Raw genomic sequence first — 21,045 nt, 5'->3', positions numbered from 1 at the left:
ACCGCGAATGAGTGTCAGGAACGCAGCAGAACCAATGTGGGAGCGGGCTTGCTCCGGGCGGCGCTCCGACAAATGCGGAGTGTCAGTCGACTTGAATGCTGACGGTTAAACCGCTTTCGCGAGCAAGCCCGCTCCCACAAAGGGTTTTGTATTAACCTTGAAAACAACAAACCCGGCACTTGGCCGGGTTTGTTGTTTCTGCGCGGAGTTACTCCACTACGGCCTGCAAGGCACGCTGAGCACTGCGCTTGTTCTTGATGCCGTAGCAGACCCACATGAACACCAGCCACACCGGAATCGCATACACCGATGTCTGGATCCCCGGAATCAACAGCATCACGCCAAGGACGAACACTACGAACGCCAGGCAGATGTAGTTGCCGTACGGGTACCACAGAGCCTTGAACAGCGGCGTCTGTTTGGTCTTGTTCATGTGCTGGCGGAACTTGAAGTGCGAGTAGCTGATCATCGCCCAGTTGATCACCAAGGTAGCAACCACCAACGACATCAGCAGTTCCAGCGCGTTCTGCGGGATCAGGTAGTTCAGCAGTACCGCGATCAGGGTCACGGCGGCCGAAGCCAGGATCGAACGCACTGGCACGCCGCGCTTGTCGATCTTCGCCAGGCCCTTCGGCGCGTCGCCCTGCTCGGCCATGCCCAGCAGCATGCGGCTGTTGCAGTAGGTGCCGCTGTTGTACACCGACAACGCCGCGGTCAGGACCACGAAGTTGAGGATGTGCGCGGCGGTGTTGCTGCCCAGCATCGAAAACACTTGCACGAACGGGCTGCCGCTATAGGAATCACCGGAGGCGTTCAGGGTGGTCAGCAAGCTGTCCCACGGCGTCAACGACAGCAGGATCACCAGGGCACCGATGTAGAAAATCAGGATCCGGTAGATCACCTGGTTGATGGCTTTCGGGATCACGGTTTTCGGCTTGTCGGCTTCGGCAGCGGTGAAACCGAGCATTTCCAGACCACCGAAGGAAAACATGATGAACGCCATGGCCATCACCAGACCGCTGACGCCGTTCGGGAAGAAGCCACCGTGGGACCACAGGTTGCTGACCGATGCTTGCGGGCCGCCATTACCGCTGACCAGCAGGTAGCTGCCCAGGGCAATCATGCCGACGATCGCCACGACCTTGATGATCGCGAACCAGAACTCAGCCTCGCCGAACACTTTGACGTTGGCCAGGTTGATGGCGTTGATCAGCACGAAGAAGGCAGCTGCGGAGGCCCAGGTCGGGATGTCCGGTGCCCAGTAGTGGATGTATTTGCCGACCGCGGTCAGCTCCGACATGCCCACCAGAATGTACAGGATCCAGCAGTTCCAGCCCGACAGGAAGCCGGCAAAGCCGCCCCAGTACTTGTGCGCGAAGTGGCTGAAGGAACCGGCCACCGGGTCCTCGACGATCATTTCACCCAGTTGGCGCATGATCATGAAGGCGATGAAGCCGCAGATGGCGTAGCCGAGGATCATCGACGGACCGGCGGATTTCAGTACCCCGGCCGAACCGAGGAACAAGCCGGTACCGATCGCGCCACCGAGGGCGATCAATTGAATGTGGCGATTTTTCAGGCCGCGTTTCAGCTCGCCTGATTGCGGGTTTTGTCCACTCATGAAAAGGGTCTCACGCAAGGTTTGATGATGTTCAGTAGACGTTGCTGCTCAAGAAAGGCGTTAAGCGGCACCGATCAAACCCCAGCGCAGGCACCAGGAGTTCAGCGTAATTACAACGGTCATGCGTCACCTGTTTGTTTTTATCTGTGACGAAATCGAACCCGACACGCTCGTGACGCGACGGAGTGAACAAGGCGGATAGCCTTGAGGTTTGCGCAGATGCGCAGGAGGTCACAGGTAAAACGCGGCGCATTGTACACCTGTAACCCCCTGCTGCCAGACCCGCTGGACAAGCGTGTCTATGGCCGGGATTGCCTGTGTCCGCCCCGAGAGGCTCGGGCGGCTGCAAAAAATGGGTCAGACCCTTGCGGATCATCGACGGGAAAGGCAGGAAAACCGCCCCTCGCAGAGAGATGGAGATGGAATACGGCGTTCATTGCGCCTCCTTTTTGTTATGCACCTGCACGACAGGCATGGCGCGCATAACACCCTGCATGGAGCGGTGAAACAAGCGGGCCAGAGGGCTGGAAGGAGGAAGGAAGACGCTGTTGCGTAAGCGTTTTCTTACGGCATTCGGGGAATGGCGATTCCACGGGGCTAATCCGTGATTTTTGTCAGGATTTCTTTACAAGCCGTAACATCGGGTTTCCATTCGGGAGAGTGTGGTGTTGCCGCTATCGCCTTCGCGGGCAAGCCCGCTCCCACAATGGATCGCATTTCGACCAAACAACTCCGCCCCCCTGTGGGAGCAGGCTTGCCCGCAAAGAGGCCATTGAAAACACCTCACCACTGAAGCCTGACCCAAAAAAAACGCCAACCCGAAGGTTGGCGTTTTTTTATGAAGCGCTTACCGATTACTCAGGCTTGCGACGACCAAAGCCTGGACGCTGGCCCGAACCGGCCGGTGCGCCACGGCGCTTGCCCGATGGGGTATCGCCGTCGACCAGTTTGATCCCCGGACGCTTCGGCGCTGGCTTGGCCGGGCGCTTGGTGTCGGCCGGGCGATCGGCTACCGGCGTACCACGACCTTCGCCCCGTTCGGTACGGCCATTGGCCGGACGTGGCGTGCGCGGACCGCGTTCGCCGTCCTGACGGGCAGCCGGCGTGCGCCCTGGACGCTCGCCTTCGATCTGCGGCTCGCGGCTTGCCCGTGGAGCAACAGGAACGGCAGGAGCCCCAGCGGCTGGACGCAGGGTACGCACGCGCTCGGTCTTGGCCATTGGACGCGACGATTTGCGCTGCATCCGGTCAAGCTTGTCCTTGCTCTTGGCGTTCATCTGCGGCATCGCGACCGGCGTCAGGCCAACCTCGGCACTCAGGATGTCGACTTCGTACTGGCTCATTTCGCGCCAGCGGCCCATCGGCAGGTCGGAGTTGAGGAACACCGGACCGAAACGCACGCGCTTCAGACGGCTGACCACCAGGCCCTGGGATTCCCACAGGCGACGAACTTCGCGGTTGCGACCTTCCATCACCACGCAGTGATACCAGTGGTTGAAACCTTCACCGCCTGGCGCCTGCTTGATGTCGGTGAACTTTGCCGGGCCGTCTTCGAGGACAACACCAGCCTTCAGGCGCTCGATCATTTCGTCATCGACTTCGCCACGCACACGTACCGCGTATTCACGGTCCATTTCGTAGGAAGGGTGCATCAGGCGGTTGGCCAGTTCACCGTCGGTGGTGAACATCAGCAAACCGGTGGTGTTGATGTCCAGACGACCGATGTTGATCCAGCGTCCCTCTTTAGGGCGCGGCATCTTGTCGAACACGGTCGGACGGCCTTCCGGGTCGACACGGGTGCAGATCTCGCCGTCGGGCTTGTTGTACATGATCACGCGACGCACCGACTCGGCGGCCTCTTCGCGCTTGATCACCTTGCCATCGATGGTGATAGCGTCGTGCATGTCGACGCGCTGGCCAAGGGTGGCGTCTTTGCCGTTGACCTTGATGCGGCCGTGGCTGATCCAGGCTTCCACGTCACGGCGCGAGCCGACGCCGATACGGGCGAGGACTTTCTGCAGTTTTTCGCCTGCTGGGCCGATTGGCTGGTCGTCTTGCTGGTCTTTGATACTCATCTGGGCACCTCCCGGTGTGGTCTGAAAACTGGGTACTTGGGCGAAGGGATCGCCGAAGGGTCGCGAATCATACGCGCATGAGGGCGTTTGCGCATCAGAGACTAGCTGATCAAGGCAAGGTTATTTGTTTTTCCGCCGACCGGTGACACGCAACTTGCTAACGAACACAAAACCCTGTGGGAGCGAGCTTGCTCGCGATGACGGTGGCACATCCGACATCGAAGCGACTGACCTGTCGCCATCGCGAGCAAGCTCGCTCCCACAGTGAATCTCCATTGTTCATGAGAATCGTATCAATCTTCGAACTGGCGACGCTCTGCTTCGATGGCTTCGGCCAAAGCCTGGGCTTCGGCCTCTTCGTCCGACAGCTCCGGCTCGGGTTTCGGCTGTTCAAGGGCGGCAACGGCGGCCAGGAGTTTTTCCCGGGCTTCGGCAACGCCGAGGATATCGTCGTCCTGCTCCGGCTCAGTCTCCGGCTCAGGCTCGCCTTCCGGCCCAGGCTCGGGTTGTGCCGCTTCGACTTCTGGCTCGATGACCGACTGTTCCGGATCGAACTCAGGCGGCGCACCATCACGCAGCAAGTCGTCGAAGTCGGTCTTGATCCCCTCCTCCATGCTGTCCAGTTCCAGCAACAGCGTGTGGAAACTGGTTTCTTCCTTGGGTTCTTCCGGCTCGGCGCTGGCATCGGCCAACTCTTGCAACCCGGCGGGTACGGGGGCGTCGTCGAAGTCGAGCACCGGGTCCGGTTCCAGCTCGCGCAGTTCCGCCAGCGGCGGCAGGTCGTCGAGGTTCTTCAGGTTGAAGTGGTCGAGGAACGCCTTGGTGGTGGCGAACATCGCCGGTTTACCGGGCACGTCGCGGTAGCCGACGATGCGGATCCACTCGCGCTCCATCAAGGTCTTGACGATGTTGCTGTTGACCGCCACGCCCCGCACGTCTTCGATTTCGCCACGGGTGATCGGCTGGCGATAGGCAATCAGCGCCATGGTTTCCAGCATCGCCCGAGAGTAACGCTGCGGGCGCTCTTCCCACAGGCGCCCGACCCACGGCGCAAATTTCTCGCGAATCTGCAGGCGATACCCCGAGGCCACTTCCTTCAATTCAAAGGCGCGGCCATCGCAGGACTTGGCGAGAATCGTCAGGGCCTTCTTGAAGACCGGTGGTTCCGGGCGCTCACCCTCCTCGAAGAGTTCGAACAGGCTTTCCAAAGATTGCGGCTTTCCCGAGGCCAACAGAAAGGCTTCAAGCAAGGGTGCCAGATCACGGGGTTCAGTCAGGTTCATGTTTCGACTCGTTATTCGGCTCGGGCTCGCACGTGGATCGCGGCAAATGGCTCATTCTGCACCAGCTCGACCAGGGATTCCTTGACCAATTCAAGGATCGCCATAAAGGTCACCACCACCCCCAGGCGCCCTTCTTCAGCGGTGAACAGCTCGACAAACGGCACGAACCCGCCGCCCTTGAGGCGTTCCAGCACATCACTCATGCGTTCGCGGGTCGACAACGCCTCGCGGCTGACCTGGTGGCTTTCAAACATGTCGCCACGGCGCAAGACTTCGGCCATGGACAACAGCAGCTCTGACAAGCGCACGTCCGGCAACAGCTTGCGTGCCCGGGCTTCCGGGGCGTCCAGCTTGGGCACCACCACATCACGACCGACGCGGCTCAGGCCATCGATGCCTTCGGCCGCGGCCTTGAAGCGTTCATACTCCTGCAAGCGGCGGATCAGTTCGGCGCGGGGGTCGTCCTCTTCGTCTTCGACGGTTTCGGCCCGTGGCAGCAGCATCCGCGACTTGATCTCGGCCAGCATCGCGGCCATCACCAAATACTCGGCGGCCAGTTCCAGGCGCACCGACTGCATCAACTCGACGTAGCCCATGTACTGGCGAGTGATCTCCGCCACAGGGATGTCGAGAATGTTGATGTTCTGTTTGCGGATCAGGTACAGCAGCAGGTCGAGCGGGCCTTCGAACGCCTCTAGAAAGACCTCGAGGGCATCCGGCGGGATGTACAGGTCCAGCGGCATTTCCATGACCGCCTGGCCATAGACCATGGCGAAAGGCAGCTCTTGCTGGGCCCCGGCCTGACTGTCGACGGGTTCTACTGCAGACATCTAGGCCTCGACCATGAACGGCGCAGGGTCGCCGCAACCAACGCGAATGACTTCCGGCTCGCCGTCGGCAAGGCTGATCACCGTGGACGCCTTGATCCCGCCGAAGCCGCCATCGATGATCAGATCGACCTGGTGTTCAAGCAACTGGCGCATTTCGTGCGGATCGGTCAACGGGTCTTCATCGCCGGGCATGATCAGGGTCACGCTCATCAACGGTTCACCCAGTTCAGCCAGCAGCGCCAGGGCAATCGGGTGGCTCGGCACGCGCAGGCCGATGGTACGTTTCTTCGGGTGCAACAACAGCCGCGGCACTTCGCGGGTGGCGTTGAGAATGAAGGTATAGGGCCCCGGCAGATGGGCTTTGAGAATGCGGAACGTGCCGGTGTCGATCTTGGCGAACAGGCCTAGTTGCGACAGGTCGCTGCAGATCAGTGCGAAGTTGTGCTTCTCATCCAGCTGTCGCAGGCGTCGAACGCGCTCCACGGCCACCTTGTCGCCGATCTGGCAACCTATGGCGTAGGAGGAGTCCGTGGGATAAATCACCACCCCGCCCTTGCGGATGATTTCGACAGCCTGTTTGATCAGGCGCGCCTGCGGGTTTTCCGGATGAATCTGGAAAAATTGACTCACATTCTCTACCTGTTCAGACGGCGGCAATAACTGGGTCATGTTTGAATCGACACCATAGCGGCGGCAGATCCTCCGGGAGCGGCCGGTATTCACCGATCTCCGACCAGCCTCCAGGGCCATGAAAATCACTGCCGGCGCTGACCAGCAGACCGAACTCGCGGGCCAGGATGGCCAGGCTGCCCACTTGCTCGGCAGGCTGGTAACCATTGACCACTTCGATGGCGTGGCCCCCCGCTTGAATATAGTCGGCAATCAGACGACGGCGCTTGCTGCGTGTGAATTCATAGTGCCATGGGTGTGCCAGACTGACCCAGGCCTTGGCCGCGCGCAGGGTTTCGACGGTGTCCTCCAGAGTCGGCCAGTGTTGCTTGACGTCGCCCAGCTTGCCGGCACCCAGCCATTTGCGAAACGCCTCGGCGCGGTCCTTGACGAAACCTTCACGCACCATCCAGTCGGCGAAATGCGGGCGGGCCGGCGCGTTACCGCTGTCGCCCAGCTCCTGCTGGATCTCCCGAGCTCCATCCAGCGCCCCTGGCATGCCTTTGAGCGCCAGTTTGCGGCTGATTTCCTCGGAGCGTAGCCAGCGGCCATCATGCAATCTGGCGATGGCCTCGACCAACGGCGCGGCATTCACGTCAAAACCGTAGCCCAGGACATGAATGGTCGCGCCGCCCCAGGTGCAGGACAATTCGACGCCGTTGACCAGTTGCATCCCCAGCGCGGTAGCCGCGTGCCGGGCCTCGTCGAGGCCCTCGAGGGTGTCGTGATCGGTCAAGGCCAGGACTCGCACGCCTTTCTCGAACGCCCGCGCCACCAGAACCGCAGGCGCCAGGGCGCCATCGGAGGCCGTGCTATGGCAGTGCAAATCAACATTCACAGGGCTTTGTAACCTCAAATCAGCTGGCGCTATCGCGCGCCCATATGTTTGTTATTATGCCGCCACATCCTGCTTCTGGCTGCCACTGTGAAACAATTCATCGATTTCATCCCGCTCCTGCTGTTTTTCATCGTCTTCAAAATCGACCCACGGGTCGTCGACATCGCCGGTCATGAGTTCACTGTAGGCGGTATTTACAGCGCCACCGCAATGCTGATCGTCAGTTCCCTGGTGGTCTACGGCACACTGTTCATCAAGCAGCGCAAGCTGGAGAAGAGCCAGTGGCTGACCCTGATCGCCTGCCTGGTCTTCGGCAGCCTGACGCTCGCGTTCCACAGCGAGACGTTCCTGAAATGGAAGGCCCCGGTGGTCAACTGGCTGTTCGCCCTGGCGTTCATCGGCAGCCACTTCGTCGGTGACAGCCTGCTGATCAAGCGCATCATGGGCCACGCGCTGACCCTGCCGGAGCCGGTCTGGACGCGCCTGAACATCGCCTGGATCGCCTTCTTCCTGTTTTGCGGTGCCGCCAACCTGTTTGTCGCGTTCACCTTCCAGAGCTACTGGGTCGACTTCAAGGTCTTCGGCAGCCTGGGCATGACTCTGCTGTTCCTGGTCGGCCAGGGCATTTACCTGTCCCGCCATCTGCACGATGCCGACACCACAACGCCAAAAACCGAGGACTGACATGCTTTACGCAATCATTGCCACAGACGTCGCCAACTCCCTGGAAGCCCGCCTGGCCGCACGGCCCGCACACCTGGAGCGCCTGCAAGTGCTCAAAGGCGAAGGTCGCATCGTATTGGCCGGCCCACACCCGGCGATCGACAGCAATGATCCGGGCGCGGCGGGTTTCAGCGGCAGCCTGATCGTTGCCGAATTCGACTCCCTGAGCGCCGCCCAGGCCTGGGCCGACGCCGATCCGTACATCGCCGCGGGCGTCTACGCCAACGTTCTGGTCAAACCGTTCAAGCAAGTCCTTCCGTAACTTTCTTCTTTCAACTGCCCCACGCGGTGAACCATATCGGTTCATCGCGTTCTCAATCGCTCATTATTCTCGTTTGCCGGCCGACAACTTCCCCAATACTCGTATTGGAACCAGGAGTCGCCATGCGCAAGGGTCCGTTGTGCCTGATGTTGGTCACGTTGTCGATCGGGGCGCCTGCCCACGGTGAGGAAAGTGTCGAGGGCGGTAATTCGACGCCGTTTTCCTTGAGCGCCGGCAGCCAGATCACCGAGTTACAGCAACGCTTGAAAGAAAGCGAACGGCAACGGGAAGAACTGAACAAGCAATTGCAAACTGCCGATAGCGAACGCGAAAGCCCGCTGCTGGCCCGGTTGCGCCAGGAGAACCAGCGATTGAAGCTGCAACTCAAGGAAGCCCAGGCCAGCAGTCCCCTGCCGCGCCTGCTGACCGACCAGCAACAATGGTTCGTCATTGGCGCCGGGGTAGCGCTATTGGCTCTGCTCTGCGGTATCTTCGCCAGTGGAGCAAGTCGAAAACGTCGACAATGGCTAAATTGAGTGAGTCATGAGCGAGCTGTTACTTATTGATGATGACCAGGAGCTGTGTGAGCTCCTGAGCAGTTGGCTGAGCCAGGAAGGGTTTCAGGTACGTGCCTGTCACGACGGCCAGAGCGCACGTCGTGCGCTGGCCGAAACCGCTCCGGCGGCCGTGGTGCTGGATGTGATGCTGCCCGATGGCAGCGGCCTGGAACTGCTCAAGCAGTTGCGCAGCGATCACCCGGATTTGCCGGTGCTGATGCTCTCGGCCCGGGGCGAGCCCCTGGACCGTATCCTCGGCCTGGAGCTCGGCGCCGACGACTACCTGGCCAAGCCCTGCGACCCACGGGAACTGACCGCCCGCCTGCGCGCAGTCCTGCGTCGTAGCCACCCGGCGGCGGTGTCCAGCCAGATCGAACTGGGCGACCTGTGTTTCAGCCCGGTCCGCGGCGTGGTCAGCATCGACGAACAGGAATTTACCCTCACCGTCTCCGAAAGCCGCCTGCTGGAAGCCTTGCTCAAGCAACCCGGCGAGCCCCTGGACAAGCAGGAACTGGCGCAGATCGCCCTCGGCCGCAAGCTGACCCTGTACGACCGCAGCCTGGACATGCACGTCAGCAACCTGCGCAAGAAGATCGGTCCACACCCCGATGGCCGACCGCGCATCGTCGCCCTGCGCAGCCGCGGCTACTACTACAGCCTCTGACCCCGTAGGAGCTGCCGCAGGCTGCGATCGTTTGACCTTGGCTTTGAAGATCAAAAGATCGCAGCCTTCGGCAGCTCCTACGGGTTTGTCAGGGCGGCGCAAAACCATCTTTACCCAAGCTTTACCCTCCGCTGACCGCCGCTGACCTTGATCTGCGTAATCTGCACTCATCCGGAACGTACCGGGAACGAGACAAGGAGATACACCATGCGCAAGACTCTTATCGCCCTGATGTTCGCTGCTGCCCTGCCGACCGTTGCCATGGCCATGCCGGAAGGCGCGGGCCCCATGGATGGGTCGATGGACGGTTCGCGCCACGGCGGCCAGATGCACGGCATGCACGGCAAAGGCCCGTACAGTGAACTGGACCTGAGCCGCGAACAGCGCGAGCAGATCCGCAAGATCATGGGCGAGCAAATGCACGAGCGTAAGCAACTGGTCGACAAGTACCTGGAGAAGCTCTCGCCAGCCGACCAGAAAGCCATGAAGGACGAGATGGCCGCCAACCACAAGAAGGCTGAAGCGGACGTGCGCGCCTTGCTGAAACCGGATCAACAGAAGAAATTCGACGAGATCCAGAAAAAACAGGCTGAACGTCGCGCCGAGTGGGCCGAGTTCAAGGCCTGGAAAGCGCAACAACCGCAAAAAGCGCAATAATGCGCTAACCCCGGACCCAACGGCTCAACCCCGTTGGGCCTGACACCACGCAATTTAAATGTGGGAGCGGGCTTGCTCCCACATGGCTTGACGTTTGTTCGAGGATTTCCTGTGCGTTCATTGTTCTGGCGTATCCTGGCCAGCTTCTGGCTGGCCATCGCTCTGGTTGCAGGGCTTTCCATCCTGCTCGGACACATGCTCAACCAGGACGCCTGGATTCTCAGCCGCCACCCGGGTCTCAACACGCTGGCCGAAGAGTGGACGCAAACCTATGAAAGCCAGGGCGAAGACGCCGCCCAGGACATTCTCCAGCAACGCAAACGCCAGTATCACATCGACGTTCAGGTGCTTAACGAAAGCGGCGATCCGGTGGTGCGCGGTACCTTCCCGAAACGCGCGGCGGCCTTTGAGGCGCGCCAGAACAACGAGGACCGACGCCTGCCATGGCGGCGCCTGACCGATGAATTCACCAGCGAAAAAACCGGTGACACCTTCCTGTTCATCTACCGCATCCCGCACCCGGAACTGGATGCCTGGCACCGAGAGAGCCTGCTCTGGCCGCTCAGTGCCCTGGGAATCGCCCTGGTGGTGCTGACCCTGTTCAGCCTGCTGGTGACCTTTTCCATCACTCGCCCGCTCAGCCGTCTACGCGGAGCGGTGCATGACCTGGGACAAACCACCTATCAACAAAACAGCCTGGTCAAGCTGGCCAACCGCCGCGATGAGTTCGGCGTCCTGGCCAACGACTTCAATCGCATGGGCGCGCGCCTGCAAAGCCTGATTGGCAGTCAGCGGCAACTGCTGCGGGATGTGTCCCACGAACTGCGTTCACCCCTCGCCCGTCTGCGTATCGCGCTGGCACTGGCCGAACGGGCCACCCCGCAGGAACGGGAACAGCTGTGGCCGCGCCTGACCCGCGAGTGCGACCGGCTGGAAGCGCTGATCAGCGAAATCCTGGTACTGGCGAGGGTCGACTCCGATAACGCCAGTGCCGAAGAGGTGGACCTGAACGCCTTGCTCAATAGCCTGCAAAAGGATGCGCAACTCGGTTCACCCGAGCAACTCGTCCACCTCGAAGCCGAGTCGCAACTGAATCTGAAGGGCTGGCCGACCATGATCGAACGGGCCGTGGACAATCTGCTGCGCAACGCCCAGCGTTTCAATCCGGTGGATGGCCTGCCGATCGAAATGCAGGCCCTGCGTCAGGGTGAACGGATCGTCGTGACCGTACGCGATCACGGACCGGGGGTCAGTGCCGAGTATTTGAGCCAGCTCGGTGAGCCGTTCTATCGGGCGCCAGGGCAAACAGCGGCCGGACACGGCCTGGGCCTGGCCATCGCCCGCCGCGCGGCGGAGCGACATGGCGGCAGCCTGGTGCTGGCCAATCACCCTGAGGGCGGGTTCATTGCCAGCCTGGAATTGCCGTTGGTGCCGGGGGCTGTCGTGCAGCCCTGAGCCTGGACCGACACGACAGGATCAAACGACACAAAACCAATGTGGGAGCGGGCTTGCTCGCGAAAGCGGCTAACTATTCAACATCTATGTTGGATGACAGACTGCTTTCGCGAGCAAGCCCGCTCCCACACTGATGTGTGGTGTCAGGCCTTGCCGGGCCAGGCGCTGACGAATTCGGCGAGATCGACTTTCTCCGCCACTCGCGGTTCTTTCTGCGGCGTGCCCAGATACAGGAAGGCAATCACCTCTTCCCCTTCTGCCAGGCCCAAGCCCTTGGCCACATGGGCCGAGTAAGCCAGGTCACCGGTACGCCACACCGCGCCAATGCCCTGCGCATAGGCCGCGAGCAAAATCCCGTGGGCCGCGCAGCCCGCCGCCAGCAATTGCTCGGACTTCGGATATTTGACGTGATCCTGCACGCGAGCAATCACAACCACCACCAACGGTGCCCGCAACGGACCACTGCGCGCCTTGTCGATGGCAGCTTCGCCGACTTCGCTGTCTGAAAGTTTCGCAGCTTCAGCCAGCAGCTCGCCCATCTGCTCACGCGCCGCGCCTTCCACCGTCAGGAAACGCCAAGGCTGCAAGTGACCGTGATCCGGAGCGCGCATGGCGGCGCCAAACAGCACCTCGCGCTGCTCGGCGGTGGGTGCAGGGTCAATCAGTCGCGGAACGGAAACACGGTTGAGCAAAGCGTCGAGAGCCTGCATCGGCCACCTCCTGAAAAATATGTGCGGCTATTCTAGCGGTAACTGCTGCAGCAGTGCCGGTTTACATGCCCTGCCCCGCAGGTAGAATGGCGCCCTTCCACTATCAGCCGAGCGGACCTCATGGCGTTGCCGACCTTACGGATCATTGGTTTCATCATCGGCATCTTCCTGATCACGCTGGCGATCTCCATGGTCGTGCCCATGGCCACGCTGGTCGTTTTCGACCGCACCAGCGATCTGCCGTCGTTCCTCTGGGCCAGCATGATTACCTTTGTCGCTGGTTTGGCGCTGGTGATTCCGGGGCGCCCGGAACACATTCACCTGCGCCCCCGGGACATGTACCTGCTCACCGTCAGCAGTTGGCTGGTGGTGTGCATCTTCGCCGCGCTGCCGTTCCTGCTGACCCAGCACATCAGCTACACCGATTCATTCTTCGAAAGCATGTCCGGCATCACCGCCACTGGTGCAACCGTACTCAGCGGCCTGGACACTATGTCCCCGGGCATCCTGATGTGGCGCTCGTTGCTGCACTGGCTCGGCGGCATCGGCTTCATCGGCATGGCGGTGGCGATCCTGCCGCTGTTGCGCATCGGTGGCATGCGACTGTTCCAGACCGAATCTTCGGACCGTTCCGAAAAGGTCATGCCCCGTTCGCACATGGTGGCGCGCCTGATTGTTGCGACTTACGTCGGCATCACTATTGTCGGCAGCCTGGCGTTCTGGTGGGCCGGGATGAGCCTGTTCGACGCCATCAACCATGCGATGTCGGCGATCTCCACCGGCGGTTTCTCCACCTCAGACCAGTCCTTGGCCAAGTGGCCGGAGCCTGCGGTGCATTGGGTCGCGATCGTCATCATGATTCTCGGTGCCCTGCCGTTCACCCTGTATGTCTCCACGTTGCGTGGTAACCGTCGTGCGCTGATCAAGGATGAACAGGTTCAAGGCCTGCTCGGCATGCTGCTGGTGACCTGGCTGGTGCTCGGCACCTGGTATTGGTGGACTACCCAGCTGCATTGGCTGGAGGCATTGCGGCATGTGGCGCTGAACGTGACGTCGGTAGTGACCACCACCGGTTTTGCACTGGGGGACTACAGCCTGTGGGGCAATTTCTCGTTGATGCTGTTCTTCTACCTGGGGTTTGTCGGCGGTTGCTCCGGATCGACCGCGGGCGGGATCAAGATTTTCCGCTTCCAGGTGGCCTATATCCTGCTCAAGGCCAACCTTAACCAGCTGATTCACCCGCGGGCGGTGATCAAGCAGAAGTACAACGGTCACCGCCTCGACGAAGAAATCGTGCGGTCGATCCTGACCTTTTCGTTCTTCTTTGCGATCACCATCTGCGTGATTGCGCTGCTGCTGTCGCTGCTCGGCGTGGACTGGATGACCGCCCTCACTGGCGCAGCCAGTACGGTGTCCGGTGTCGGCCCGGGGCTCGGCGAAACCATCGGCCCGGCGGGCAACTTCGCCACCCTGCCGGATGCCGCCAAGTGGATTCTCTCGTTCGGCATGCTACTGGGCCGGTTGGAGATCATTACGGTGTTTGTGCTTTGTATTCCGGCATTTTGGCGTCATTGATCGCGTCAGCCGATTGCATCAGCCGCATCCGGTACTCACCGGGTGTGGCATCGAACCAGCGCCGAAATGCACGGAAGAAGTTGCTCGGATCGGCAAACCCCAGCAAGTAGGCAATTTCCAGCAAGGTCATGTTCGGTTGCGCCAGGTACTGCTCGGCCAGTTCACGCCGGGTATCGTCCAGCAGCGCCTGAAAACTCGTGCCCTCTTCCTGCAAGCGCCGTTGCAAGGTGCGCTGGGACAGATGCAGCGTCTGCGCCACGGTGTCGCGCTTGGGCTCGCCTTGGGGCAACAGGCGGCACAACACCTGCCGCGCCTTGTGGGTTACGCGACTTTCGGAAAATCGCGCCAGGTACTCACCGGCAAAGCGGTCATGCAGCAGCGCCATGGCCTCGTTGGCCGTTGGCAGCGGCGCTTCCATATCGGCGCGCTCGAAAATCAGCGCATCGTAGGGCGCGTTGAACACCAGCGGTGCATGGAAGGCTTGCTTATAGGGCTCCAGGTTGGCCGGCTCGGCCCCCTGCAGCAACACTTTGCGTGGTTGCAACGTACGCCCGGTCAACCAGCTGCACAGCGCCAAGGCACAGGCCAGCGAAGCTTCGGCGCTTTGCCGGGTCGGCGGCAGATGATCGCCATGGACCGTCAGAATCAGCGCGTAGCCTTCTTCCAGCAGCTTGAAACTCAGGTCGGCACTTTCGGCAATGATCCGCTGATAGCGCACCAGACGCTGAAAGCCTTCGGCGAGAGTCTGGCTGGACATCAAAGCGTAACCGGCCACATGAAACTGCGCCGGTCGCACCACCTTGCCCATGTTCAGGCCGATGGCCGGATTGCCGGACAGCTCGACCGCGCGCTGCCACAGCCGTGTCATGGAGTCTTGCGGGAAGCGTGCGTCCGGATCGTCCAGTGCCGCGTAGTCGAGCCCCAGCTGCTTGAACAGGGCCCGGCAATCCAGGCCGTCCATCTCCAGCGCTTTGACAATCCCCATCGCCCAGCTTGCAGAAGTCGTTCGTTCGCTCATGGCGTTTTCTTACATGGTGGCCGCATGCTACGGCTATTGACCGAAGGATACTAAAGTGGCGCCTATTGTCAGTGGCTGATGCCATTGATCACTCTAGACTCAAATAAACTACCCGCAGAACAACTTGCAGCAAGAACAATAACCACAGAGATCGCTGTCGTGGAAAACGTCAAACGATTCAACAGCTTCGCTGAGTTCTATCCTTACTACCTCAGTGAGCACAGCAACAGCACCTGTCGCCGTTTACATTTTATCGGCACGACCCTGGTTATCTTGATTCTGACGCTGACCATTGGTCGCGGAGCCTGGATGCTGTTGTGGGCCCTGCCACTGGCAGGCTACAGCTTTGCCTGGGTCGGGCATTTCTTCTTCGAGAAGAACCGCCCGGCCACGTTTCAACACCCCTTCTATAGCCTGCTCGGCGATTTTGTCATGTACCGGGACATGGTCCTGGGGCGCGTTCCGTTCTAGCTGACATCCGTCACAAGAGAGTTGCCGATGAATGCCAATGCCCGCTTCACCCACATGAAGGACGGCACTCAGGAGGACTGGGCGATCATCGCCGCGGACTTCAGTGCCTACGCAAGACAATTGCCTGCACGGATCGTGGCGCACCTGAAGTTGCTGGAGGGTGATTTTGGCGGCTTCCCGGTGGATCGCCTGACCCACTCTCTGCAAACCGCCACCCGCGCCTGGCGCGATGGTCGCGACGAAGAGTACGTGGTCTGCGCCCTGCTCCACGATATCGGCGACACCCTGGGCTCCTACAATCACCCGGACATCGCGGCGGCGATCCTCAAGCCGTTCGTCAGCGCCGAGAACTTGTGGATGGTGGAAAAGCACGGGATTTTCCAGGGCTACTACTTCTTCCATCACCTGGGCATGGACCGGCATCTGCGCGAGCAATTCCAGGAGCATCCGCAGTACCAGGCGACCGTTGAATTCTGCGCCAGATACGATGCAGCGGCGTTTGATCCGGTGTACGACACGCTGCCGTTGAGCTTTTTCGAGCCGATGATGGAGCGCTTGTTTGCGCACCCCAGGAATTCGATCTACAAGGCGGCGATGGAAGAACATTCGCCAACCTGACAGATCCAGCGGGACCGCTTCGCGGTCCATTCGCGAGCAAGCCCGCTCCCACAGGTTATCAGGCGGTCACAAATCTTGTGCTCACCTTCGCCCACTGTGGGAGCGGCGGTGCGGCGATCCGACTTGCCCGCGAAGAGGCCAGCACAGGCACTGAATGATCAAGCCAACTCTGCCACCCTGGCCGCCTTCAACTGCGCCTCGCGCGCCTGGGCATCCGCCAGGCGATACAACTCGATTGAACCATCCCAGTGCTCGATCAGGGCGGTGCACGATTCCACCCAGTCGCCGCAATTGAGGTAGTCCACCTCGCCGACCTTGCGAATCTCGGCATGGTGAATGTGCCCGCACACCACACCGTGCAGCTCGCGCTTGACGCATTCATGGGCGATGGCTTCTTCGAAGTCGCTGATAAAGCTGACCGCGGTTTTCACCTTGTGCTTGAGGTAGGCCGACAGCGACCAGTAGCCGTAGCCATATCGCGCGCGCCAATGATTGAGCCAGCGGTTGAGGGTCAGGGTGAATTCGTAGGCCGAGTCACCGAGAAACGCCAGCCAGCGATGATAACGGGTGATCACATCGAACTGGTCGCCATGGATCACCAGCAGGTGCCGGCCGTCGGCGGTGACGTGCACGGCTTCGTCGACCAACTGGATATTGCCCAGGATCAGCTTCGAATAGCGGCGCAGGAATTCGTCGTGGTTGCCGGTGACGTAGATCACCTCCGTGCCGCGCTTGCTCATGGTCAGCAGGCGACGGATGACGTTGGTGTGCGCTTGCGGCCAGTACATGCCGCCGCGCAGTTTCCAGCCGTCGATGATGTCGCCGACCAGATAGATCTTGTCTGCGTGGTAGCCCTTGAGAAACCGCGACAGGTGTTCAGCCTGGCAATCCCGGGTGCCCAAATGCACGTCGGAAATCCATAAAGTCCGTACGCGTTGCTTACGGGTGGGTTTGGCGAGCTCGGCGCTGGTCATGGGCAACCCTCTGGCAAGTTTTGCCAAGTCTGCTCCGAGCCGGTTAATGGTCCATGACAGCGTCAAGTCAGTCCTGTGACAGCGCTTACAGGCCCGCTCGGTGTAGACTGACGCCCTGAGCCGGGAGACCCGCGATGAGACCGATCCTCACGCTTCGCCAATACAGCCACGACCTGATCGTCCATAGCCACGAACACGCGCAACTGGTGTTCGGGCTTTCTGGCGCCCTGGATTTCGAGGTCGACGGGCGTGGCAGCCAGGTGGTCCGGCAGAGTTTCGTGGTGGTGCCCTCCGGAGCGCATCACGCCTGTGGCAGCGCCAATGGCAGCCGCTGCCTGGTGCTGGATGTGCCAAGCGAACAATGGGTTGCCCAGTCGTTGGGCGATCACGCCGAGCCCAGCCGACGCCTGCTCGACAACGCCGGGCGCCTGCCCCTGAATGCCGGGCAAAGCCAATTGGTCAGTTGGCTGGCGAACAGTCCGGTGGATGATCCGCTGATCGCTCAACAAGGCGCGGTGCTGTTGCTGGCCAGTCTCAACAACGTCAGGCCCGAAGCCGTCGGCGGTCGGCGTCTGCCCTATGCGGCGCTGGACGCGCACATCGATCAGTACGCGGCATACCCGCTGCAAGTGGCCGACCTGGCCCGGGTAGCCGGCCTTTCCAGTGCCCGTCTGCATGCACGGTTCGTGGCCGAATGCGGGCAGACGCCAATGGACTACATCCGCAGCCGACGCCTGCACATAGCGGTGGGCTTGCTGCGCAACTCGGCACTGCCCATCGGCGAAATTGCCAGCCGTGTCGGCTACAGCTCCCAGAGTGCCTTCGCGGCGGCGGTACTGCGCGAGTTCGGGGCATCGCCCGGAAAACTGCGGCGCGAGACTGGCGACAAATAACGCGAGTTTGCCGACAGACTTGATGGGCCATTACGCGCTTCAATGAGGCCTCTGTTCGTTTGTCGTTAAGGATTGCAATGACTCCCCGTACCGCCCTTGGCGCCTTGCATATCGGCGCATTGATGTTCGGCCTGACTGGCGTGTTCGGCAAACTGGCCGCCGCGTCCCCGGCGATCATCGTGTTCGGCCGTGCCGCCTTTGCGGTGCTCGCGCTGGCGTTTTTTGCACGGTTCGCCAGCCAGACGCGCTGGCAGAAACTCGAGGCCGTGGACTGGCGTCGACTACTGCTCAGCGGCTTGTTGCTGGCCGGACACTGGGTGAGCTTCTTCATTGCCGTGAAAGTCGCAGGCGTGGCGATTGCGACGCTCGGTTTCGCCAGCTTCCCGGCCTTTACCGTGATCCTCGAAGGGCTGATCTTCCGCGAGCGCATTCGCGCCAATGAGATTGTGCTGGTGCTGCTGGTGAGTGTCGGCCTGGTGTTGGTCACGCCCGACTTTGACCTGGCCAGCGGCGCCACCACCGGCCTGCTGTGGGCCGTGGGTTCCGGTTTGTTGTTCGCCCTGCTGTCACTGACCAACCGTGCCAGTTCCGGTCGAGTCCCGCCGGTCCAGGCGGCGCTGTGCCAGAACGTGGTGGTTGCCCTATGCCTGCTGCCGGTGGCGGCGCCTCAATTGAGCGAAGTGCGCGCCATCGACTGGCTGTGGATCGGCCTGCTAGGTGTGTTCTGTACCGGTGTAGCCCACAGCCTGTTCGTCGCCAGCCTCGCGGTGATCAAGGCTCGCACTGCCGCCGTAGTGTTCGCCCTGGAGCCGGTCTACGGCATCACCGTCGCCTGGTTGCTGTTCAACGAAAACCCGACCCTGCGCATGTTGCTGGGGGGCGCGCTGATCATTGTGGCGATTGTGGTGTCCAGCCGGTTCTCAAGTGGCACAAGCAAGAAGGCCGTTGCAGCCGAGGCCGCGTCTCACTGAGTGCGGTCGTTGTGCCCCAGGTCGCGGTCCGGGTCGATCTGGTCACGGACCCGCTGCTTGAGTACCTTGGCTTCGGGGAAGCCTCCGTCCGCCTTGCGCTCCCAGATCTGTACGGCGTCACAGTAGATATGAAAGACCCCGCCGGTGCCCGGCACCAGAGAGACTTTGCCCAAATCATCACCAAAGGTGCTGAGCAGTTCCTGGGCCAGCCAGGCCGCACGCAACAGCCATTGGCATTGCGTGCAATAGGTGATGATGATTTCCGGTTTGCTGACGGTCATGATGGGGCCTGACTCCAGAGTTTGACGACGCCGCTATGATAGCCCGACCGGTGACTGTCGAGACGGCGGAGCGAATGGCGTTTCCAACTCGAACTCTGGCTCGATCATGGCCGGAGCAGCCGGCTGCGGGTTCCCGCTGGGGCTGATCAGGTCCCAACTCGACGCCAAGGAGAACTCCTCCAGGTTGAGCCGGTACTCATGATCAATGGCGGATTCACCGGACATCGCCAAACCCGGAACCACCGCCACGGCAGCAGCGACCGAGGTGGAACGACTGCTGTCGACCCACTCAAGCTCATCGTTGGCCGGTACCGCGACGGGTTGCCTGACGGTGGGCCACGTCACTGGCTCGGCATAAAGCTCCGCCAGCGGTTCCGGCTGCGACGGCAGCGCCTCTGAAGCTGCGGCCTGATGTTGCTGGCGCCGGCGGCGAACAAACCAGCCCAGCGCCAGCAACGCTATCAGCGCCGACATACCGGCAATCGGCAGCCAGCCAAACCCGGTTTTTTCAGCAATGGCGGGGGCTGGCGGCACTGCGTCGGAGGAAATGGGTTGAGCCTTTACCTTCTTGAGCTCCGCCAGTTGGGTGTGCAGTTCGGCCAACTGTTTTTTCTGGCTGGCGATCAACTCATCCTGGCCTTGAAGCTTCGCGTTGAGCTCATCGACCGTGGTTTGCAACTCGTGGTTTTGCAGGGTGCTGGCGGCCAGTTGTTCGATAGCGGGATCAACAACGGCGACGTCCGTTTCTGGCGGTGCCTTGACCACGGGTGACGGCGCCAGGACCGGTTGAACACGGGGAAATGCGGACGCCGGGGAGATGGAAACCGCTTCATCGGCGGCGGGAACAACCCCTGGCGCACCCGGCGGATCGATCAAAACCGTGTACTCGCGCAACAATCGCCCATTCGGCTGATTGAGCTGCACAAGGAAATTCAGGAAGGGTTCATTGACCGGTTTGGCGGAGGTCACCTGGATCACGCGGCGATTACCGCGCAGCACCGGAGTGAACTTCAGGTCGTTGAGGAAAAATGCCCGGTCGACCCCGGCACGGCTGAACTCGTCTGCCGTTGCCAGGCTCACCGACAGCTGGTTTTCCTCCAGGCCGGCGGTATCCACCATTGTGATATCGGCACGCAGCGGTTGATTCAGCGCCGAATGCAGGGTGATTTCACCCAGGCCCAGCGCAGGCGCCCATGCCGAGTATGTGACAGCAGCCCCGGCCAGCAACCACTGAGAACCACCGCGTAAAACCAATCGCCAACACTTGAGCATGAGCATCCTTGAGATCTACAGAAACCATCCGCACGGGTTCGTACATCCGTTACGAACACGATATTGCCGAGTAGTTCTTATAGTCTGCCCGATGCGGTCTCTCATAAACCTGGCGTTCGGTTATGCCTCAAGACTTTTCAAGGTTACCCAGGATGTGCCCGTGAACCCGCATGCACACCTTCAAATCCGCCTCATCAACGCCTTCGAACAGTTCGTGACGCAGTTGCGTGGCAATGGTTTCAATTTGTTCGATCAGGGGACGCGCCGGCGCGCAGAGCACAATTTTCTTCGCCCGACGGTCTTCCAGCACTGCCTGGCGTTGCACCAGGCCCTGGCTTTCCAGGCTGTCGAGCAAGCGGGCCAGGGTCGGGCCTTCGACGCCGACGCTTTGTGCCAGCTCACGCTGGGTCGGTGCTTCTTCGAAACGGGCCAGGTGCAGCAGCACCAGCCAGCGTGCCTGGGACAAGCCCATGCCCGCCAGTCGGCGGTCCAGTTCGGCACGCCAGCCACGGGACATCTGGGCCAATTGCATGCCAAAGCGGTGTTGATCGGTTAACGGCATAAAACACTCATGATTAGACTGAAATAAATAAAAACTAATTATTAGTCAGCTAAGCATGAGCCTCGA

General features: G+C 61.0%; 23 protein-coding genes. 11 read left to right on the top strand and 12 right to left on the bottom strand.

Annotated features, from left to right (window positions below; genetic code table 11):
• Positions 1-208: 208 nt before the first annotated feature.
• From ASD95_RS10560 to ASD95_RS10530, 6 genes are all read right to left on the bottom strand, one after another.
• Positions 209-1,621: an amino acid permease gene (locus ASD95_RS10560; RefSeq protein WP_056721497.1), complete on the bottom strand. Its 1,413-nt coding sequence runs from the start codon at positions 1,619-1,621 to the stop codon at positions 209-211.
• Between the two features lie 854 nt (positions 1,622-2,475).
• Positions 2,476-3,696 carry a 23S rRNA pseudouridine(2605) synthase RluB gene (gene rluB / locus ASD95_RS10550; RefSeq protein WP_056721493.1) on the bottom strand — a complete coding sequence of 407 codons (1,221 nt, stop codon included), beginning with the start codon at positions 3,694-3,696 and terminating at the stop codon, positions 2,476-2,478.
• A 293-nt stretch (positions 3,697-3,989) separates the two neighbouring features.
• Positions 3,990-4,979, bottom strand: a complete 990-nt coding sequence (gene scpB / locus ASD95_RS10545) for an SMC-Scp complex subunit ScpB (RefSeq protein WP_056721491.1) — start codon at positions 4,977-4,979, stop codon at positions 3,990-3,992.
• A gap of 11 nt (positions 4,980-4,990) precedes the next feature.
• Entirely contained in the window at positions 4,991-5,749 is a 759-nt protein-coding gene (locus ASD95_RS10540) for a segregation and condensation protein A (protein WP_173862173.1), read from the bottom strand.
• Between the two features lie 60 nt (positions 5,750-5,809).
• Entirely contained in the window at positions 5,810-6,439 is a 630-nt protein-coding gene (locus ASD95_RS10535; RefSeq protein WP_156385711.1) for an L-threonylcarbamoyladenylate synthase, read from the bottom strand.
• Positions 6,440-6,452: 13 nt separating this feature from the next.
• The gene (locus ASD95_RS10530) at positions 6,453-7,316 is read right to left on the bottom strand and encodes a PHP domain-containing protein (protein ID WP_056721484.1); all 864 of its coding nucleotides are present in this window, start codon (positions 7,314-7,316) and stop codon (positions 6,453-6,455) included.
• A gap of 87 nt (positions 7,317-7,403) precedes the next feature.
• On the opposite strand from ASD95_RS10530, the gene ASD95_RS10525 reads away from it, so the two are divergent.
• The 6 genes from ASD95_RS10525 (at position 7,404) to ASD95_RS10500 (ending at position 11,634) form a co-directional block, all read left to right on the top strand.
• Entirely contained in the window at positions 7,404-8,000 is a 597-nt protein-coding gene (locus tag ASD95_RS10525; RefSeq protein ID WP_056721482.1) for a septation protein A, read from the top strand.
• A 1-nt stretch (position 8,001) separates the two neighbouring features.
• Positions 8,002-8,301, top strand: a complete 300-nt coding sequence (locus tag ASD95_RS10520; protein WP_056721480.1) for a YciI family protein — start codon at positions 8,002-8,004, stop codon at positions 8,299-8,301.
• A 122-nt stretch (positions 8,302-8,423) separates the two neighbouring features.
• On the top strand, positions 8,424-8,837 hold the full coding sequence (locus ASD95_RS10515; RefSeq protein ID WP_056721478.1) for a hypothetical protein: 414 nt from the start codon (positions 8,424-8,426) through the stop codon (positions 8,835-8,837).
• Between the two features lie 7 nt (positions 8,838-8,844).
• A complete protein-coding gene (locus tag ASD95_RS10510; protein ID WP_056721476.1) occupies positions 8,845-9,522 on the top strand; it encodes a response regulator transcription factor in 678 nt (225 codons plus the stop codon).
• A gap of 207 nt (positions 9,523-9,729) precedes the next feature.
• On the top strand, positions 9,730-10,179 hold the full coding sequence (locus ASD95_RS10505) for a Spy/CpxP family protein refolding chaperone (RefSeq protein WP_056721474.1): 450 nt from the start codon (positions 9,730-9,732) through the stop codon (positions 10,177-10,179).
• Positions 10,180-10,290: 111 nt separating this feature from the next.
• A complete protein-coding gene (locus ASD95_RS10500; RefSeq protein WP_056721472.1) occupies positions 10,291-11,634 on the top strand; it encodes a sensor histidine kinase in 1,344 nt (447 codons plus the stop codon).
• A 143-nt stretch (positions 11,635-11,777) separates the two neighbouring features.
• On the opposite strand, the gene ASD95_RS10495 is transcribed toward ASD95_RS10500, so the two are convergent.
• On the bottom strand, positions 11,778-12,344 hold the full coding sequence (locus ASD95_RS10495; RefSeq protein ID WP_056721470.1) for an NAD(P)H nitroreductase: 567 nt from the start codon (positions 12,342-12,344) through the stop codon (positions 11,778-11,780).
• A gap of 120 nt (positions 12,345-12,464) precedes the next feature.
• Here ASD95_RS10495 and ASD95_RS10490 point away from each other — a divergent pair, with 120 nt between their 5' ends.
• The gene (locus ASD95_RS10490) at positions 12,465-13,919 is read left to right on the top strand and encodes a TrkH family potassium uptake protein (RefSeq protein WP_056721468.1); all 1,455 of its coding nucleotides are present in this window, start codon (positions 12,465-12,467) and stop codon (positions 13,917-13,919) included.
• Here ASD95_RS10490 and ASD95_RS10485 read toward each other — a convergent pair.
• Positions 13,876-14,937: an AraC family transcriptional regulator gene (locus tag ASD95_RS10485; protein WP_082562887.1), complete on the bottom strand. Its 1,062-nt coding sequence runs from the start codon at positions 14,935-14,937 to the stop codon at positions 13,876-13,878. The two genes, ASD95_RS10490 and ASD95_RS10485, sit on opposite strands and share 44 nt — an antisense overlap.
• Positions 14,938-15,096: 159 nt before the next feature.
• On the opposite strand from ASD95_RS10485, the gene ASD95_RS10480 reads away from it, so the two are divergent.
• The gene (locus ASD95_RS10480; protein ID WP_008051185.1) at positions 15,097-15,408 is read left to right on the top strand and encodes a DUF962 domain-containing protein; all 312 of its coding nucleotides are present in this window, start codon (positions 15,097-15,099) and stop codon (positions 15,406-15,408) included.
• A 27-nt stretch (positions 15,409-15,435) separates the two neighbouring features.
• The gene (locus tag ASD95_RS10475) at positions 15,436-16,026 is read left to right on the top strand and encodes an HD domain-containing protein (RefSeq protein ID WP_056721464.1); all 591 of its coding nucleotides are present in this window, start codon (positions 15,436-15,438) and stop codon (positions 16,024-16,026) included.
• 158 nt (positions 16,027-16,184) lie between these two features.
• Here the strand turns inward: ASD95_RS10475 and ASD95_RS10470 are convergent, their stop codons facing one another.
• Positions 16,185-17,000 (bottom strand): UDP-2,3-diacylglucosamine diphosphatase, encoded by an 816-nt coding sequence (locus tag ASD95_RS10470; RefSeq protein ID WP_056721462.1) that lies wholly within the window; start codon positions 16,998-17,000, stop codon positions 16,185-16,187.
• 134 nt (positions 17,001-17,134) lie between these two features.
• Here ASD95_RS10470 and ASD95_RS10465 point away from each other — a divergent pair, with 134 nt between their 5' ends.
• Both ASD95_RS10465 and ASD95_RS10460 read left to right on the top strand, forming a co-directional pair.
• Entirely contained in the window at positions 17,135-17,893 is a 759-nt protein-coding gene (locus ASD95_RS10465; RefSeq protein ID WP_056721460.1) for an AraC family transcriptional regulator, read from the top strand.
• A 77-nt stretch (positions 17,894-17,970) separates the two neighbouring features.
• Positions 17,971-18,864 (top strand): DMT family transporter, encoded by an 894-nt coding sequence (locus ASD95_RS10460; RefSeq protein ID WP_056721458.1) that lies wholly within the window; start codon positions 17,971-17,973, stop codon positions 18,862-18,864.
• Here the strand turns inward: ASD95_RS10460 and ASD95_RS10455 are convergent.
• The 3 genes from ASD95_RS10455 to ASD95_RS10445 form a co-directional block, all read right to left on the bottom strand.
• Positions 18,858-19,145, bottom strand: a complete 288-nt coding sequence (locus tag ASD95_RS10455) for a SelT/SelW/SelH family protein (RefSeq protein WP_056721456.1) — start codon at positions 19,143-19,145, stop codon at positions 18,858-18,860. The two genes, ASD95_RS10460 and ASD95_RS10455, sit on opposite strands and share 7 nt — an antisense overlap.
• A 33-nt stretch (positions 19,146-19,178) precedes the next feature.
• On the bottom strand, positions 19,179-20,417 hold the full coding sequence (locus ASD95_RS10450) for a type IV pilus assembly protein FimV (RefSeq protein WP_056721453.1): 1,239 nt from the start codon (positions 20,415-20,417) through the stop codon (positions 19,179-19,181).
• 127 nt (positions 20,418-20,544) lie between these two features.
• Entirely contained in the window at positions 20,545-20,979 is a 435-nt protein-coding gene (locus ASD95_RS10445) for a MarR family transcriptional regulator (RefSeq protein WP_007984163.1), read from the bottom strand.
• Positions 20,980-21,045: the final 66 nt, after the last annotated feature.

Source organism: Pseudomonas sp. Root71 (genome assembly GCF_001429045.1).
Taxonomy (GTDB): Bacteria; Pseudomonadota; Gammaproteobacteria; order Pseudomonadales; family Pseudomonadaceae; genus Aquipseudomonas; species Aquipseudomonas monachiensis.
Note: the sequence above shows the minus strand (reverse complement) of the source record. Positions and strands in the feature narration are given on the sequence as shown.

Bases quoted from the DNA above. Each gene is read 5' to 3' on its own strand.
- ASD95_RS10560 (WP_056721497.1), bottom strand. From the start codon at position 1,621: ATGAGTGGACAAAACCCGCAATCAGGCGAGCTGAAACGCGGCCTGAAA.
- rluB (WP_056721493.1), bottom strand. From the start codon at position 3,696: ATGAGTATCAAAGACCAGCAAGACGACCAGCCAATCGGCCCAGCAGGC.
- scpB (WP_056721491.1), bottom strand. From the start codon at position 4,979: ATGAACCTGACTGAACCCCGTGATCTGGCACCCTTGCTTGAAGCCTTT.
- ASD95_RS10540 (WP_173862173.1), bottom strand. From the start codon at position 5,749: ATGGTCTATGGCCAGGCGGTCATGGAAATGCCGCTGGACCTGTACATC.
- ASD95_RS10520 (WP_056721480.1), top strand. From the start codon at position 8,002: ATGCTTTACGCAATCATTGCCACAGACGTCGCCAACTCCCTGGAAGCC.
- ASD95_RS10515 (WP_056721478.1), top strand. From the start codon at position 8,424: ATGCGCAAGGGTCCGTTGTGCCTGATGTTGGTCACGTTGTCGATCGGG.
- ASD95_RS10510 (WP_056721476.1), top strand. From the start codon at position 8,845: ATGAGCGAGCTGTTACTTATTGATGATGACCAGGAGCTGTGTGAGCTC.
- ASD95_RS10505 (WP_056721474.1), top strand. From the start codon at position 9,730: ATGCGCAAGACTCTTATCGCCCTGATGTTCGCTGCTGCCCTGCCGACC.
- ASD95_RS10495 (WP_056721470.1), bottom strand. From the start codon at position 12,344: ATGCAGGCTCTCGACGCTTTGCTCAACCGTGTTTCCGTTCCGCGACTG.
- ASD95_RS10490 (WP_056721468.1), top strand. From the start codon at position 12,465: ATGGCGTTGCCGACCTTACGGATCATTGGTTTCATCATCGGCATCTTC.
- ASD95_RS10485 (WP_082562887.1), bottom strand. From the start codon at position 14,937: ATGAGCGAACGAACGACTTCTGCAAGCTGGGCGATGGGGATTGTCAAA.
- ASD95_RS10475 (WP_056721464.1), top strand. From the start codon at position 15,436: ATGAATGCCAATGCCCGCTTCACCCACATGAAGGACGGCACTCAGGAG.
- ASD95_RS10470 (WP_056721462.1), bottom strand. From the start codon at position 17,000: ATGACCAGCGCCGAGCTCGCCAAACCCACCCGTAAGCAACGCGTACGG.
- ASD95_RS10465 (WP_056721460.1), top strand. From the start codon at position 17,135: ATGAGACCGATCCTCACGCTTCGCCAATACAGCCACGACCTGATCGTC.
- ASD95_RS10460 (WP_056721458.1), top strand. From the start codon at position 17,971: ATGACTCCCCGTACCGCCCTTGGCGCCTTGCATATCGGCGCATTGATG.
- ASD95_RS10455 (WP_056721456.1), bottom strand. From the start codon at position 19,145: ATGACCGTCAGCAAACCGGAAATCATCATCACCTATTGCACGCAATGC.
- ASD95_RS10450 (WP_056721453.1), bottom strand. From the start codon at position 20,417: ATGCTCAAGTGTTGGCGATTGGTTTTACGCGGTGGTTCTCAGTGGTTG.
- ASD95_RS10445 (WP_007984163.1), bottom strand. From the start codon at position 20,979: ATGCCGTTAACCGATCAACACCGCTTTGGCATGCAATTGGCCCAGATG.